The 15374-nt window shown below is 41.0% G+C and carries 13 protein-coding genes; 8 read left to right on the top strand and 5 right to left on the bottom strand.

Features of this window, described 5'->3' with window-relative positions:
• The 6 genes from L1D50_RS14555 to L1D50_RS14530 all read left to right on the top strand — a co-directional run.
• Positions 1-747: glycosyltransferase family protein (locus L1D50_RS14555; protein WP_275660203.1), on the top strand; the 747-nt coding region annotated here is incomplete at its 5' end.
• A gap of 2 nt (positions 748-749) precedes the next feature.
• Complete coding sequence (gene pseI / locus L1D50_RS14550) at positions 750-1790, top strand: pseudaminic acid synthase (protein ID WP_138521933.1); 1041 nt, start codon at positions 750-752, stop codon at positions 1788-1790.
• Positions 1790-2035, top strand: coding sequence for a phosphopantetheine-binding protein (locus tag L1D50_RS14545; protein ID WP_161568698.1), 246 nt, complete (start codon positions 1790-1792; stop codon positions 2033-2035). The genes pseI and L1D50_RS14545 overlap by 1 nt, the downstream gene beginning before the upstream one ends.
• On the top strand, positions 2035-3606 hold the full coding sequence (pseG, locus tag L1D50_RS14540) for a UDP-2,4-diacetamido-2,4,6-trideoxy-beta-L-altropyranose hydrolase (RefSeq protein WP_128727891.1): 1572 nt from the start codon (positions 2035-2037) through the stop codon (positions 3604-3606). Before L1D50_RS14545 ends, pseG begins: the two co-directional genes overlap by 1 nt.
• Positions 3599-5110, top strand: coding sequence for a class I adenylate-forming enzyme family protein (locus L1D50_RS14535; RefSeq protein ID WP_239966283.1), 1512 nt, complete (start codon positions 3599-3601; stop codon positions 5108-5110). The genes pseG and L1D50_RS14535 overlap by 8 nt, the downstream gene beginning before the upstream one ends.
• A 32-nt stretch (positions 5111-5142) precedes the next feature.
• A complete protein-coding gene (locus L1D50_RS14530) occupies positions 5143-7467 on the top strand; it encodes a glycosyltransferase (RefSeq protein ID WP_239966282.1) in 2325 nt (774 codons plus the stop codon).
• 296 nt (positions 7468-7763) lie between these two features.
• Here the strand turns inward: L1D50_RS14530 and L1D50_RS14525 are convergent, their stop codons facing one another.
• From L1D50_RS14525 to pseB, 4 genes are read right to left on the bottom strand one after another with little or no spacing between them, the layout of a single operon-like run.
• Positions 7764-8912: a Gfo/Idh/MocA family oxidoreductase gene (locus tag L1D50_RS14525; RefSeq protein WP_235956524.1), complete on the bottom strand. Its 1149-nt coding sequence runs from the start codon at positions 8910-8912 to the stop codon at positions 7764-7766.
• A 15-nt stretch (positions 8913-8927) separates the two neighbouring features.
• On the bottom strand, positions 8928-9809 hold the full coding sequence (locus L1D50_RS14520) for an aldo/keto reductase (protein WP_138521939.1): 882 nt from the start codon (positions 9807-9809) through the stop codon (positions 8928-8930).
• On the bottom strand, positions 9806-10948 hold the full coding sequence (gene pseC / locus L1D50_RS14515) for a UDP-4-amino-4,6-dideoxy-N-acetyl-beta-L-altrosamine transaminase (RefSeq protein ID WP_138521941.1): 1143 nt from the start codon (positions 10946-10948) through the stop codon (positions 9806-9808). Before pseC ends, L1D50_RS14520 begins: the two co-directional genes overlap by 4 nt.
• Positions 10945-11946, bottom strand: a complete 1002-nt coding sequence (pseB, locus tag L1D50_RS14510) for a UDP-N-acetylglucosamine 4,6-dehydratase (inverting) (protein ID WP_039492537.1) — start codon at positions 11944-11946, stop codon at positions 10945-10947. Before pseB ends, pseC begins: the two co-directional genes overlap by 4 nt.
• Before the next feature lie 223 nt (positions 11947-12169).
• Here pseB and L1D50_RS14505 point away from each other — a divergent pair, with 223 nt between their 5' ends.
• Both L1D50_RS14505 and L1D50_RS14500 read left to right on the top strand, forming a co-directional pair.
• Positions 12170-12955 (top strand): flagellin, encoded by a 786-nt coding sequence (locus tag L1D50_RS14505; protein WP_128727885.1) that lies wholly within the window; start codon positions 12170-12172, stop codon positions 12953-12955.
• Positions 12956-13103: 148 nt separating this feature from the next.
• Positions 13104-14543 (top strand): sigma-54 dependent transcriptional regulator, encoded by a 1440-nt coding sequence (locus L1D50_RS14500; protein ID WP_128727884.1) that lies wholly within the window; start codon positions 13104-13106, stop codon positions 14541-14543.
• Between the two features lie 67 nt (positions 14544-14610).
• On the opposite strand, the gene L1D50_RS14495 is transcribed toward L1D50_RS14500, so the two are convergent.
• Complete coding sequence (locus L1D50_RS14495) at positions 14611-15210, bottom strand: DNA-3-methyladenine glycosylase I (protein ID WP_128727883.1); 600 nt, start codon at positions 15208-15210, stop codon at positions 14611-14613.
• Between the last annotated feature and the right edge of the window lie 164 nt (positions 15211-15374).

Genomic DNA, 15374 nt, shown 5'->3' with positions numbered 1-15374 from the left:
ATTTATGAAAGCTTAAAAAATAAGGACTTTCATATTATTATTCAGGCGCGCATGACATCAACTCGCTTGCCTAAAAAAGTGATGTTGCCTTTGTGTGGACGTCCAGTGCTTCAGGTTATGATTGAGCGCTTATCCCCTTTCAAAGACAAAATTATTGTAGCAACAACTAATGATGGCTCCCAAACCCCAATTACCGAACTGTGCAAGTCTTTGGGGGTAAAATTTGTTGAGGGGGATACTCACGATGTGCTGAGCAGGTATTACTTAGCAGCAGAGTTAGTTAACGCGAAACCAGATACAGTACTTGTTCGCTGTACTAGTGATTGCCCTTTGATTGATGCCTATGAAACCGCTAAGGTCGTCTCTCATTTCTTTAATATCCGCAACAATTTTGATTATGTATGCGCGGGTCCTCATTGTGGATTTCCAAATGGCCTTGACACCGAGGTATTTACATTCGCAGCGCTAGCACAAGCACATACCAGTGCTAGCCGAGATTTTGAGAGAGAGCACCTGACACAGTATATAGTGAAAAATTTGAAGGTCGCTGATTATAGTTATCATGAGGATTTATCTCATTGGCGTTTGACTTTAGACGAACCAGATGACTATCTAGCAATACAGAAAGTTTTTCAGCTCTTCGATAATAAGACTGAATTTAGTTTTCCTGAACTGAAGAGAAAATTAAAAGCGCACCCAGAAGTACTCGACATAAATAAACATGTTGAGCAAGTAAAAGTTGGATAAATATGTTTAAACAAGAGCTTAAAATAGATGGGCGTCTAGTCGGACATCAACACCCGAATTATATTATTGCTGAGATGTCAGCAAACCATGGGCAAAGCTTAAGTCGAGCCAAAGAGTTGGTTTATGCGGCAAAGGAAGCGGGTGCCGATGCAATTAAATTACAAACATATAGTGCCGACACGCTTACAATGAAGTGTGATTTACCACATTTTTTTATTAAAGATGGGCCGTGGAAAGGGCAGTATTTATACGATCTTTATCAACATGCGTATATGCCTTGGGAGTTTCATGCTGAACTTTTTGAATTAGCTAAAAAAATAGGGATTACTTGCTTTTCTTCACCATTCGATAAATCAGCTGTTGATTTATTAGAACAACTTGATGCGCCGGCATACAAAATTGCGTCTCCAGAGCTGATTGATCATCAACTTATTCGTGATGTTGCCGCAACCGGCAAGCCTATGATTATGTCTACTGGCGGTGCGACTCTGCCTGAAATTGCAGACGCAGTAAAAGTAGCAAAAGATGCCGGTGTTACTGAATTATGTCTGTTAAAGTGTACCAGTACTTATCCGGCACCTGCTGATAGTATTAATCTAAGAACAATACCACACATGCGAGAAGCTTTTTCGGTTCCTATTGGTTTGTCAGATCATACTCTAGGGAACGATGTGCCTTTAGCGTCGGTTGCTGTGGGTGGATGTGTTATCGAAAAGCACTTTGTAATGGATAAAAATGATCAAACTGCAGATAGCTTTTTCTCAATGACACCAGAAGAATTACAAAATCTTGTACATGGTGTAAGACAGATCGAGAAAGCGATGGGGCGAGTACATTACCCTGATACTCCTTGTCAAAAACGCCGTTGTGTTTACCTTATTAAGGACGTTAAATCGGGTGAAACGCTGTCTGATATGCATTTGCGACAAATGCGCCCAGGTGGAGGCGAAATTCAACCAAAGCACTTGCCATCGCTTATCGGGCGACGAGTAAATAAGTCTTTACCTGCAGGTACTCAGCTTAAATGGGAGGATTTTTGTTAATGCCTAGCGAAACTCAGTTACTTGAATTTTTTCATACCTTTCTATTAGCTCGTGGTGTAGCGGTTAAGAGTGAACAGCTACAAAGTTTTAATTTTATGGAATCCGGGTTATTAGACTCATTTGAAATGTTATCAATGGTAATGCAGATCGAAACCGACTTTGGGGTTCGTCTAACACCTGAGCAAATGTTGAGACCAGGCTCAGCGACAGTGGGTGGCCTCATTGATGTGATCTTGAGGTCTTGATGTTTGTTTTTCGTGTTAACAGCACTCAAGGAATTGGCCACTTAAAACGATGCTTGAATTTGGCTAAGGAGCTTAGTGTTCGGGGCTGTGGTAGTCATTTTATTTTAGATGAAAATGACTGTCTGAGTGACTATATCGGTGGTATCAACTACAGCGTCACCCTAATTACTCATGGGACGAGTGAATATGATGATGCCCAACAAACTTTATCTATCGCTTACCAAGTAGGTGCTGAAGCTATCGTTGTTGACTCTTATCTATTAGGTAAAGAGTGGGAAAGCCAAATTCAAGATCGATTTAAACTTGTTGTAATAGATGATTTGGGTCGTGAACATTTAGCCAATACATTAATAGATATTAGATGGCGAGGAGATCAAACCGAAGCTTATTATCATCATTTGATATCTCATGACTGTGAAACGCTTTTGGGACCTAAATATGCTTTACTTGAAAGTGTATATCACGACAGTTCGCGCGCAGATATAGAACGTTCTCATCTGCTATTTTCCCTCGGTGGTGGGGGGGATTGGGAGGTATTGACTCCTATAATTGAATTAGTGTGTGAGCTTAGGCCAAGTCAGCCAATAGAAATTGTCCTAGGACCATCTGCAACAAACTATGACTCGATAATAGCGTTGCAGCATATTTATCCACAAGTTGAAATAAACAGAAGTCCAGAAAGTTTGTACTCAAGCTTTATTAGAGCACAGTTGTTTGTTGGTGCTTTGGGTACTTCGTTGTATGAACTTGCTGCAACAAAAACACCTGCACTTACATTTAGTATGGCTAAAAATCAAGAGCACAATCAGAGCTGGTTGGATGATTTAGGACACTGTTTGCACCTGCCTGAATTTTCATCTAGTGATCCGTTGGAAGTTGTTGAATTGATTAATATATTACTTGATAATTCAGACAAGCTAGCTAAGTGCAGAAACCACAGTAAAGTTTGCGTCGATGGCCGGGGAGCTGCTAGAGTTTCAAACTATTTATTATCACAACAGACACAGTCTGAAGCGGAAGTACAGCCACTTTGTAAACGTGAATATCTACCTATAGCAGCAGATTTAACCGTCAGGATGGTAGATTTTTTTGATATTAATCGCTATTTACACGCCCGCAATAGTCAACATAATAACGTCAGAATGACTATCACGGAAGCTATCCCGACACTTGGTCACTACAAGTGGTGGCATCAAAATCAACGTGAAAACTTTGTCGTTGAATTAGATGGCAATCCTCTCATCTATATTTGGCACCAATCACTAGAGCAAAACGGACAAACATACTTATATGGCGGCTGGTTTTCAGCCCTTGAGCAGGTTAATTTTGCGTATGTCCAGTTGGCATTAAACTGGCAGCTAAAACTCTGTGAGGAAGAATATCCTGATGGTATTTGGCTTGCGGTAATCCATAAAGACAATAAATTTGTTAATTTGCTGAATCAGCATAATGGCTTTAAAGCTATTGAGGTCGATAGTCCTCATTTTCAGGTTACACAATCAATTTTCCCGTCAGCTGATCCTAAAAAGTTTAATTATGTAATGTTAACTAGAGAGAACGAGCATGGATAATATATACCACCTTTTTCATCGAAATGTGGAAAAGTCGCCAGATAAGGTGGCAATAGTATTTTCCGGAACGGAAGTTACCTATAGCTCGTTATTTAATCAAGTCTTAATTTTAAGTCGTTTTTTTAAGGATCAGGGCCTAACACCAGGGCAAAGAATTGCATTATTTGCACCCAATGGCATTGAATACCCTGTTGTATTACTAGCTGCTGCGAAATTGGGTTTAGCTGTCGTACCGTTGCCAATAACCTTAAAGGGAGCTGCGTTAGAAATAGCGCTGAAGAAGACTCCTGTAAGTATGGCCATTTGTTGGCCTACTGTTAGTCGTACTTTATTAGAAAGTGCGGTTGTGAGAGAAGATGAGGTTATAACTTTAGGTGAAAGTGTTCTCGGTGAACGTTGTTGGGAAGATATTCTCACCGGTGTAGAACATGACGAAGAATACTCGAATGCAGCGCCTGAGTTGGACTTTATTTTGACTATGACGTCAGGCTCAACAGGTTCACCAAAACCAATCGTGTTAAGTCAAAAGTGTAAAATTGAACGCGCGTTTTCAGCAACGATAAATTACTATCAATTAACGTCAGATGATGTCATTTTGGTCGCAACACCGCTTTATCATTCCCTTGCCCAACGGGGGGTGTTAATGCCGTTAATGCTCGGTGCCACAACTGTGATTTTACCTAAGTTTCAGCTGCAAAGCTGGCTAGATGCTATCGAGCAGTATCAAGTAAGCTTCTTGTTTGCGGTCTCTTCACAGCTTGAGGGGTTAGTTGCCCAAAGTGTCGAAAACAAAGACATTTCCTCCGTCCGAATACTTGTGTCTTCATCAGCTGTTTTAAATACAGTTACGAAAGCGAAGTTATTAAAGTTACTTAGCTGCGAGTTTCATGAATGCTATGGTGCATCTGAAGTGGGGGTAGTAACGGACTTTTGTATTGATGATGAAAATGGAAATCAGGGCAGTGTAGGTAAACCTCTCCCATTTGTGGATGTAAAGATCTGTGACGGCCACCGAAAGCCTGTTGAAATCGGAGTCGTCGGAGAAATTGCCTGTAAAACTACAACTCAATTTTCAGGTTATTTGAAACAGTTAGAGGCCACAAAAGCTGCATATGATGATACAGGTTATTTTTACACAGGCGATTTGGGCTACCTGAATAAGGAAGGTTTTCTATTTTATGTGGGTCGCAAAAAAGAGGTAATATCAAGTGGTGGCATCAATATTTACCCACAAGATATTGAAGAGGTAATAAAGCGCCACCCCTTAGTTACTGATTGCGTTGCTTTTGGCGTTGCCGATCCTACTTTAGGAGAAGTCATTAAAGTAGTCTACGAGCAGGCGAATGTACAACAAGAAGAGAGCCTTGAGCGAGCGTTACGTAAATTATGCTTCGCTGAATTGACCGATTATCAACAGCCTCGGATTATTGAAAAGTGTGACAATTTAGCCCGAAATGCGATGGGAAAAGTACTCCGACAGCAAGTCAAAGAGACATACAGCTAGTCAGGTCGACAAGCACTTTAGAGAGTAATAGCATGAAGATTTCACTAATAGTACCAACTTACAACAGCGCTGAGTATATTCAAGCTTGCCTTGCAAGTTTGGTGACTCAATTAGAAGATTTCGCTGAGATCATCGTAATTGATGATTGCTCAACGGATGATACTTTTGCGTTGTTATCAGCTTTTGCGAAGCGCAATCAAGCTGTACATGTGCTCCAGACTGAAACTAATAGTGGTCCGGGAGTTGCGCGTAATTTGGGTATAGAGCATGCTAAAGGGGAGTGGATTTTATTTGTTGACAGTGATGACGCATTGACTGATCTAGCGTTAAAGCAGTTGATACAATTTGTTGATTTCGAAGCTGTTAATTGTGATGTGGTGGCTTTTGACTGGCGATATAAAAAAGATAAAGTTAACAATGAGACATTTCACTTTGAAGGTCGGTTTGATAAACCTGAATTTACAAATGAAAAAGCGTTGTTGTTAGAAAAATACGTAAAATTTAGAATGGATCATTCGGCAATTTACTTGATGATCAAGCGTCAATTATTGATAGAGCATCAGGTGTCCTTTGCTGGTGGCTTCCATGAAGATATTGACTTTACCTTTTTAGTGTACTGGCATGCAAGGGAAGTAAAATTACTGGATGAAGTTATCTATTTAAAAACCCCACGACCTGGTTCAATAGTGAATTCGGTTAGCATGTCTCACATCAAAGGGTTTTATCGTTCTTATGCAGTGATCCACACACTCCTCAAATCAGTTTCAAAGAACCAGAGCCTGCATACTGCTTTCTTAACCGGTGTTATTGGGTTGGTTGCTACTTGCATCCGGAAAATATTCTTAAAAGCGCCAAGTAAGGAGCTTAGAGAGCCTCTCTATGAATATACGTTTAAACAACTTAACGATTTTTCTGTGCCTATTGATAGCCTACCATTGGACAAAACCTATTACAGTTTGTTAGTAAAACACTTTCTTAATACCATGATGACGCATGAAACCGCAGCGCAGCCTCGAAGTGAAGTAATAGATGAATTCCTAGAAGAAAACGAAGGGAAAAAGTGGAGTTGTATAGACTTACATCATTCCGCGTTTCTTGCACCAAAAGAAATTCGTACTTGTTGTAAGCGTTTCTTTGTCGACAACGAAATGCGTGGCGACGTAACTATTGTTAATAGTGAGCAGCTAGAGCAATCCGAAAATCTAGTAAAAACGATAATGGATGCAAAGAAAAAGCTATTTGCAGATATCAATATGGGTGAGCCGACAGGTTGCGATGGTTGCCCTTATCTAGAGTTTAAACAGTGGGGGGCGATTGAATCTAGTAAAATTACAAAGGTATCGTATGAGCATCACTCAGTATGTAACTTGAAATGTAGCTACTGTAGCGATACTTACTACGGTGGAGAAAAGCCAGCTTACGACGTACTGGCTTTGCAAAAAGCATTATTAGATGAGCAACGGCTGAGTGAAAAAGCGCTTTGCATTTGGGGGGGAGGGGAACCTACCTCTGATAAGCATTTTTCTAAATTACTTTTGCAGACGACGGAGCGATTACCGCTATCAAGCAACCGGGTTATAACTAATGCGGTAGTGTTTAATAAAGCGATCTATGAGCTACTGCTCGCTAAGAAAGTTAGCATATTTACGAGTATAGATGCGGGGACTGAAGAAACGTTTGTCAAGATCCGGGGTAAAAACAGCTTACATAAGGTGATGGAAAACCTTGTAAAATACTCCAGTGCTAATGCCGAAGCCGTTACGATTAAATACATATTCACGGATGGAAATAAGTTTCAAGCGGAAATTCGTGCGTTTGCCGAGCTAATTGATCGATATCAGCTGAAAGCTTGTAATTTTCAGATAAGTTTTGATTTTAAAGAAGAGCGTATTAGCAGCGATGATTTGGTGCTTATTGTGCGTCTATATAAATCATTAAAGCAGCTTGGCGCACACGTGGTTTATTTAGACGACTTGATACTCATGCGTATCGGAGAGTTAAGCGTTGATGAAGAGGCGTTGTTAGCGGATAAATTGGAGCTGGCTGGGCTGAATGATATCGTCGCGTTAGCGGACTCCAAAGTGCCTGTTGCTCTTTGGGGGGCTGGAGAAACAGCACGCTTGTTATTAGAGCATAGCAACTACTTCAAAAGAGTCGAGTTAGCTTACTTTGTTGATCCAGACCCCAATAAAATTGGAACCACGTTTATGGGTAAACCGGTTTATGCACCAGATGTGCTGACAAAAACCCAGACACCGGTGTTTATCGCAGCGGTTCAGTACTATGCTCCGATATATAGAGAATTTAAGCAACTAGGCTTGCCTGACAGCCGTTTGATTAACAAGCTTATTATCTAATCTGGACAGTGGGCAAGCTGAGAAGGTCAATTGCACTTTGCGGCTACACGATGTAAAAGCACAATTATATTCAGCACAAGGTGAACTACAAAAGATAGGTTTAACAACACCTTATACAAGGAAGGGATATCCCGGAAGTGATTTTTATTTTGGTGGTATGAAGAGCTAAACCGGAGGTAAAAGTAGTTACAAAGCTTGGCTAATTCAGAACTCAAGAGCGAACTGTCTGATGCAATTGGTTGAAAATTTATTCCCTAAAATTGATTAGGGAATAAATAAGGTCTATTGAAACGATGTTAATTCGCTATTTTTTCCCAAGTACCAGAATGTACAGATTCTTTGGCGGCTTTAAATAGGCACAAACCTGCTTTAGCTTGCTCTAGACCAAATACGTAGTCATTGCTTTTCTTTTCACCTTCCAAGTATAGGCATAGCTCGTGGTGTATATCTGCGTATAGGTTAGCGAATGCTTCGACAAACCCGGTAGGGTGGCCTGGCTTCATACGGTTATACCTAAATTGACCTGCGTATTCACATTGTCCTGCGCGGTCCAAAATTTCTCTGCGGCCGTCATTATAGTTGAGTTCAAGTTCATCTGGGTTGAGTTGATACCAAAACGCACTCCCTTTTTCACCATAAATGCGCACTTTTAAGCCATTCCTATGTCCTATTGCTGTCTTGGACATCCACATGCTGCCTTTAATATTACATGGATATTTTAATAGCATATGTACATCATCTACTAAATTTGGGTACTGTGAGTGATTCGCAAATTCTGCTATGGTTTCGTTTGGTTCAATGTCAAGCAAGTAGGTGGACAAGTGATGTAAATGAACGCCTAAATCCAAACAAATTGTTGGAACTTCGCTGTCGTGTAAGCGCCAAGTTTGAGGGCTAGAAGCTTTCCCCGCAATATCTGGAGGTCTACGAAAACCCTCTTGAGGCATCTCTAAATGAACTTTTTGTATGGTTCCCAGCTTATCGTGCTTAATCAGGTGCTTTAGCTCTCTGATCATGGCGTAACCTGAATAGTTGTAGGTTACTGCTAAAAAGTGCTTACTGGCGTTATAAGTTTTCTCGAGAGTTGCTATTTCAAGTGGGCCGCAAACTAATGATTTTTCGCAAATTACGGGTATATCTTGCTCCAACAAAGCTGTGAGAACTTCGATATGGTGCGGGGTAGGTGTCAATACAACAAATGCATCTACGTTACTTTTCTCTTTTTTTATAAGCTCTTTCCAGCAACGATAAGTGCGTTGCTCTGATATACCCCAGCGATTTGATGTTGCAATGTTTTGTTCCATATCTCGTGAGAAAGCACCAGCAACAACGGTGAATTTGTTGTCGAGTTGAGTGGCTGCAAAGTGTACATAACCGACAGCTGAATTATTGCCACCACCGATGAACGCAAGCTTTAGTGGGGACTGGTTTGTCTTCATTTGCATTTTAATTCCTATTCGTTATGGCCACAATGCGGGGTTGGTTAACGCTAAATCATCCACACTCAAATCTGGCAAGTCACTTGAAGCTATATGAATTGCATTCTCAAAAGCTGATAGTATGTCAGTAAGCTCTCGAGCTTTATTTACTCCAACAACACAGTGATCTATCGCTTTTTGTTGTAATACATAAGCGAGGCTAATAGCTAACTTGGAGGTATTGAAGGTCTCTGCGAGTTTTGAAATCTGTTCAAGGTTGCTTATCCAAGGCTTGAAGTAAGGCGGTACTTTGTCAGATTCCATCAAAAGCAACCCCTGTAGAAATATGCTTCGAGCATGAACTTCAATTCCTCGTTGTCGGAATTGAGCTAACCACCCAGCCTGTTCAAAGTATCTATCTAATACATTGTATGGCAGTTGAACGAGATCAAGCTGATAAAGTGATAAGAGCTGTTTACAGTCAGCATTGGCATACATTGATACACCTAGCTTTGAAATTTTTTTTTCACTTTGGAGGGCTGTTAGTCTTTGCCAGATTGCTTCTACTCCAGGCTTTAGGAGATCTGCACTTTGGTGAAATAACACGCCGTATAAAGAGTCGGCGCCGAGTTCCTCAAAAGCACTTTCAATATATTGCAGGTAATGGTCTACATCCGACTTTTCGAAGTAAGCTTTGTTGAGCGGAGGAAGTTTCGTGATCAGATTGAAATCACGTTTGGCTACATGATGATCGTTTAGGACGTTATGACTATTGCCGTAACCGATAGCAGTATCAATCAAGTTGATATTATTTTTTTCAGCAATCTCTAGAATTTGAGCCACTTCCGCTGTGCCCGGTCTGCCATCAAAATTACTCACTCCATAATCTAAACCAAATTGAACGGTACCTAGTGCTAACTTCATAATAGCTCCGATAATATGGATGAGATATAAGCAATATCTTGTGTTGTCAAATTAGGGTGTAGAGGCAAAGTAATGGCACGTTGGTAGTACGCTTCCGCATTGGGAAAATCACCTTTTTTAAATCCGAGAGATTGGTAAAACGGCTGTAAATGAATCGGGATATAATGGACGTGTGCAAACACTCCCTTATCGCGTAAATGTGTGACCACGTATTTTTGGTCCAAGCCTTCAGGTAGCAGCACGATATAAAGGTGATAAGAGGAGCGACGATTAGATAGCCGAGTTAAATGGCAAAACTGTTTAGGCAAATTATCATTGTAAATCTCAGCCAACTGGTTTCGCCGAGTGACAAAATCTTCTAGGCGCGACATTTGACTTAGACCGAGAGCAGCTTGTATATCTGTCAGTCGATAATTAAAGCCTAAAGATTGCTGTTCATAATACCAAGGACCGTGACTTTGCTGGACTAATTCCTTTGGATCAGAGGTAATACCGTGGCTTCTAAATGACTTAGCTCTGTGTGCTAGTTGTCGATGCTTAGTTGTAAGCATGCCTCCTTCAGCACTTGTGATAATCTTTACTGGATGAAAGCTAAATACGCAAATATCACTGTATTTGCAGTTTCCTACAGGTTCCCCTTTGTAATTCGCACCGATAGCGTGGGAGGCATCCTCTATTACTTTAAATCCATATTTTTTCGACAGTTCAGCAATTTCATACATATCGCAAGGCTGACCTGCAAGGTGCACTGGAATGATAGCTTTGGGCAATTTATTTTCAGATCTTGATTGCTCAAGTTTTTTTGTTAAAGCTTGAATCGACATATTACCCGTTTGGGTGTCTATATCAACAAAGTCGATGCTTGCACCGCAATATAGGGCACAGTTACTACTTGCTACAAATGAGACTGGTGAAGTCCAAACGATATCATCTGGACCGATTTCTAACGCTAAGCACGCTATGTGCAAAGCTGAAGTAGCACTATTACATGCGATAGCATGTTCAACATTGCAGTGTTGCGCAACTTTTAACTCAAAATCTTGAACTTTAGGGCCTTGGGTTAGCCAGTCTGACTTTAGAACTTCAATGACAGCATCTATATCATCTTGATTAATATCTTGTCTGCCATATGGGATCATTTAATTGCCTCAATGTTAAATGCCAATATTTCTTCAACAGACATATAATCAGGGTTATCGAGAGAGTTAAATTCGAAGTTAGTACTAACAGGGTGGCCTTTTTCGCCAATTGCGTTGATCGTAAAGTCGTTACTTCGACTACTAAACTTTATACCCGGAGCGATAACGAAATGATCGTCATATTCAAAAGTATCAAAGCATAAGTCTGCAGGACACATTACTTCGTGAAGTTTTTCGCCTGGACGTATACCAATAATTTTCTGTGGTAAGTTGGGGGCCATTGCGGTCGCCAAATCCGTAATCTTTATGGAAGGTATCTTTGGAACGAAGATTTCACCACCTAGCATCCGTTCAAAATTCTTCAGTACAAAGTCAACCCCTTGCTGCAAGCTTATCCAAAAACGGGTCATTTCAGGGTGTGTGATAGGAATGTGATCTTTACCTTCATCAATGAACTTTTGAAAGACAGGAACTACAGAGCCTCTGGAGCAGACAACATTGCCATAACGGACAACGGAAAAAAGAGTTTTATGTCCACCTGCAATATTATTCGCAGCGACGAAAAGTTTATCTGATGCGAGTTTCGTAGCACCGTATAAATTAATTGGATTAGCAGCTTTATCTGTAGAAAGTGCGATTACTTTTTCTACATCATTATCTAAAGCGGCTTCAATCACATTTTCAGCCCCATTAATATTGGTTTTAATACACTCCATAGGATTATATTCAGCAGCAGGAACTTGTTTCAACGCAGCGGCATGAATGACGTAGTTGACGCCCTGCATTGCTCTTCGTAGCCTATCTTTATCTCGTACATCGCCGATAAAGTATCGCATGCAGCGTTGATTAAACTCTTGTTGCATCTCAAACTGTTTCAACTCATCTCGAGAAAAGATAATGATTTTTTTAGGCTTGTATCTCTCGAGCAAAGTTTTTACATATTTTTTGCCAAAAGAGCCTGTGCCGCCGGTTATTAAAATGGTTTTATTATCAAACATAGGGTGTCCACCTACAGGTGCAATCAAAACTTTACAGTATCGAGTATCGAAACTGCTCTAGATATCTCACCGATACAATAAATTAGCTTCTACTCAATACTTTATATCACTTCTATGCGTTTTGCAGTATTTATGCCAGTCATTGCAGGAAATTTAACGGCTATGGTGACTTTTTGCTCACAATAGCGTAGATTAAACCTAATGATAGTGAATGGGGGTATATATGAAAATCCAATCACAAAGTACTGCTTTTTTTAATCGCACGGAGCAGACTGCCAATAAACTCAATCAACAGCTGGCTTCTGGTAAGAAGGTTAATTCTGCTGCGGACGATGCAGCGGCTTTGCAGATCATTAATCGTTTGACGTCTCAACAAGATGGCTATAGTCAATCTATTCGTAACGCATATGATGGTATCTCGTATTCGCAAACTGCTGACTCGGCATTATCGGGTGTGAATGATGCGGTTTCCCGAATTAGAGAATTATCGATTCAATCCGGTAATGGGGCGTTGACAGATAGTGATCGTCAGGCATTGCAAGAGGAAGTATCGCAGTTGCAAACGCAAATCAGCGAAACGTTTGAAAATACTACATTTGGCGGCGCACAAATTTTTGACGGTGAGTCTCGTAGTTTTCAGGTAGGCCCCGATGCTAACACGACCCAGTCGCTTCAGCAGACTGATGGTGGCTTTGCCAGTGCAATATTGAGTGTAGACATATCGACGCAAGCGGGCGCACAAGCTGCCATTGATACGGCAGACACAGTCTCTGAGGATTTAAACAGCCAACGTGCTGAGCTTGGCGCATTTGAAAATGCGGTATCTAGTACAATTCGCTCTGCAAGTAACCAACGTGAGAACATTGCGGCGAGCCAAAGTCGAATTCAAGACACAGATTACGCGCAAGCGGTGAGCGAGCAAGTTGCCAACGATATTTTGTCGCAAGCGTCAATTGCTTTGCGTGGTCAAGCTAACCAGTCTGCATCATCGGTACTAGGTTTATTATAAATTAATACCAAAGTATTGATATAGAACAGCTCTAGTGGCGATTTTTTGGCGTTAATGTCAAAAAGTTGCCACTTAGGTATTGCATCCCCCTTAATCTCTCTTACAATCTAACTATTGAAAAAATTTTAAGTAGATTGGTTCTCAAGCAATGGTCTTGATCTTAGATAACAACAACAAAAGAGCGATCGGATTAGGTGCGGCACTTAGTTTTGTCGGTCAAGCAAATGAAGTGCTGGCTGAAGAGTGTTATGAAGCCAAGATCCTTGATAACAACCAAGAACCAATTTTTGTGTTAGGCGCTTTGCAAAGCTTAACACACGAGACGTTAATAAAATCTCATCCCGCCGTCCCGTTTCTGTTAATAGGTGAAACACTCAGGCCGCTACTTGCATTACCGAATGTGATAGGACTCATCACAGAACCCTTCGGGCAAGAAGTGACAATGCAATTACTACATGACTGCCAGCAATACTTACGTATGCTACCAAACAAAGAAAACAAGCTGCAAAATAAGAGTTTTGATGGTTTAGTTGGGGAAACCGAAGCGGTTAAAAACGTTCGCTTCTTGATTTCTCAAGTGGCTAAAACCGACGCCAATGTCCTTATTTTGGGTGAATCGGGAACTGGTAAGGAAGTGGTTGCACGTAACGTGCACTTATTGTCTAAACGTGCTCAAGGACCATTTGTGCCTGTCAACTGTGGTGCTATCCCTGGTGAGCTGTTAGAAAGCGAGCTTTTTGGTCATGAAAAAGGCGCGTTTACTGGCGCGATTTCAGCCAGAAAAGGGCGCTTTGAACTGGCGCAAGGAGGGACGCTTTTTCTCGATGAAATCGGTGATATGCCACTGCAAATGCAGGTGAAATTGTTACGAGTTTTGCAAGAACGTACCTATGAACGAGTAGGGGGCACAAAGCCTATTCAGGCGGATGTTCGTGTGATTGCGGCGACTCACCGTAATCTTGAAACCATGATTGAAGACGGCAAGTTTCGCGAAGACTTATTTTATAGACTCAATGTATTCCCGATTGAAAACCCCTCCCTAAACGAGCGCGCGGAAGATATTGCGCTACTGCTAAAAGAGTTAACACGTAGAGTAAATGAACAAACGGGCAATTCGGTTAAGTTTACTGATAGAGCCGTAGATAGCTTAAAGTCGCACGCTTGGCCTGGGAATATTCGAGAGCTTGCAAACCTTGTGGAACGAATGGTGATTATGTTCCCGGACAAGGTTGTCGATGTGACGGATTTACCACAAAAATACCGCTACATAGAAGTCGAAGCGTTTGAGCCTGAGTATCCAGAAGAACTATTAGAAAAAGATGCGTTTAATGAACTATTTAGCGATGGCTTTAGTGACGACGAAGAGGACATGGTAGCGGAAGATTTTGCGCCGCAAGCATCGAATGTTGGCATACTGCCAGAGGAAGGGATAGAGTTAAAAGAATATTTGGCAGAGCTTGAAATTGATTTGATCACTCAAGCTTTAGAGCGCTACGATTATGTGGTTGCAAGAGCTGCAGAAATATTGGGTGTTCGCCGTACAACATTAGTTGAGAAGATGAAAAAGTATAATCTCAACCGTGATTGATAGTTCATCGATTACTACCTAATCAACTCAGCAAGGCCGCTTAACATGCGGCCTTGTGTTTTATTGTTTAAGGTCGAGTAAAATCAAAGTCTTGATAACTGGCAATAATGGTTTGTTTGCAAAAACAGTTATCGGCATGGTCGTTAACCATGCCGCATGCTTGCATATGTGCATACACGGTCGTTGAGCCTAAAAACTTAAATCCACGTTTTTTTAAGTCTTTGGCAAATTTGTCGCTGAGTTCACTGGTGGCAACGGCATCGTGTTTGTCACGCATGGGGTTGATAACAGGCTTGTAATTAACAAATTGCCACTGGTATCTTGCAAAGCTGCCAAACTCTTGCTGAATTTCAATAAATCGCTTAGCGTTATTTATTGTTGCTGCGATTTTTGCGCGGTTTCTGATAATTCCGTCAAATGCTAATAACCGTTCCACATCTTGCTCTGTCATCTGGCTCACTTTGTGTACATCAAAATTGTGGAATGCTTTTCTATAGCCTTCACGTTTTTTCAAGATGGTATACCAGCTTAGGCCAGCTTGCGCAGATTCCAATGTAATAAACTCAAACAAACTCTGGTCGTCCAGTACGGGCCTTCCCCATTCCTTATCATGATATTCAACATAATCAGGTTTACTTTCGTCCACCCAGCCGCATCGTATTGTCATTGTTGGCTCTCTTCTATCTAATTATGAATGTGAATAAGCTAAATGATTTACTACGCCAACTACTCATTACGGCATCACATTTGGCTTTCAAAAACTCTAGCATAGTGCTGTATATAAAAACAGTGTCAATAAATTGATATTGTTTAGTGTTGTGTAACTATATG

Source organism: Pseudoalteromonas sp. Isolate6 (assembly GCF_022398435.1).
GTDB lineage: Bacteria > Pseudomonadota > Gammaproteobacteria > Enterobacterales > Alteromonadaceae > Pseudoalteromonas > Pseudoalteromonas galatheae.
This window is presented reverse-complemented; position numbering and strand designations above follow the sequence as displayed.

Bases quoted from the DNA above. Each gene is read 5' to 3' on its own strand.
- pseI (WP_138521933.1), top strand. From the start codon at position 750: ATGTTTAAACAAGAGCTTAAAATAGATGGGCGTCTAGTCGGACATCAA.
- L1D50_RS14545 (WP_161568698.1), top strand. From the start codon at position 1,790: ATGCCTAGCGAAACTCAGTTACTTGAATTTTTTCATACCTTTCTATTA.
- pseG (WP_128727891.1), top strand. From the start codon at position 2,035: ATGTTTGTTTTTCGTGTTAACAGCACTCAAGGAATTGGCCACTTAAAA.
- L1D50_RS14535 (WP_239966283.1), top strand. From the start codon at position 3,599: ATGGATAATATATACCACCTTTTTCATCGAAATGTGGAAAAGTCGCCA.
- L1D50_RS14530 (WP_239966282.1), top strand. From the start codon at position 5,143: ATGAAGATTTCACTAATAGTACCAACTTACAACAGCGCTGAGTATATT.
- L1D50_RS14525 (WP_235956524.1), bottom strand. From the start codon at position 8,912: ATGCAAATGAAGACAAACCAGTCCCCACTAAAGCTTGCGTTCATCGGT.
- L1D50_RS14520 (WP_138521939.1), bottom strand. From the start codon at position 9,809: ATGAAGTTAGCACTAGGTACCGTTCAATTTGGTTTAGATTATGGAGTG.
- pseC (WP_138521941.1), bottom strand. From the start codon at position 10,948: ATGATCCCATATGGCAGACAAGATATTAATCAAGATGATATAGATGCT.
- pseB (WP_039492537.1), bottom strand. From the start codon at position 11,946: ATGTTTGATAATAAAACCATTTTAATAACCGGCGGCACAGGCTCTTTT.
- L1D50_RS14505 (WP_128727885.1), top strand. From the start codon at position 12,170: ATGAAAATCCAATCACAAAGTACTGCTTTTTTTAATCGCACGGAGCAG.
- L1D50_RS14500 (WP_128727884.1), top strand. From the start codon at position 13,104: ATGGTCTTGATCTTAGATAACAACAACAAAAGAGCGATCGGATTAGGT.
- L1D50_RS14495 (WP_128727883.1), bottom strand. From the start codon at position 15,210: ATGACAATACGATGCGGCTGGGTGGACGAAAGTAAACCTGATTATGTT.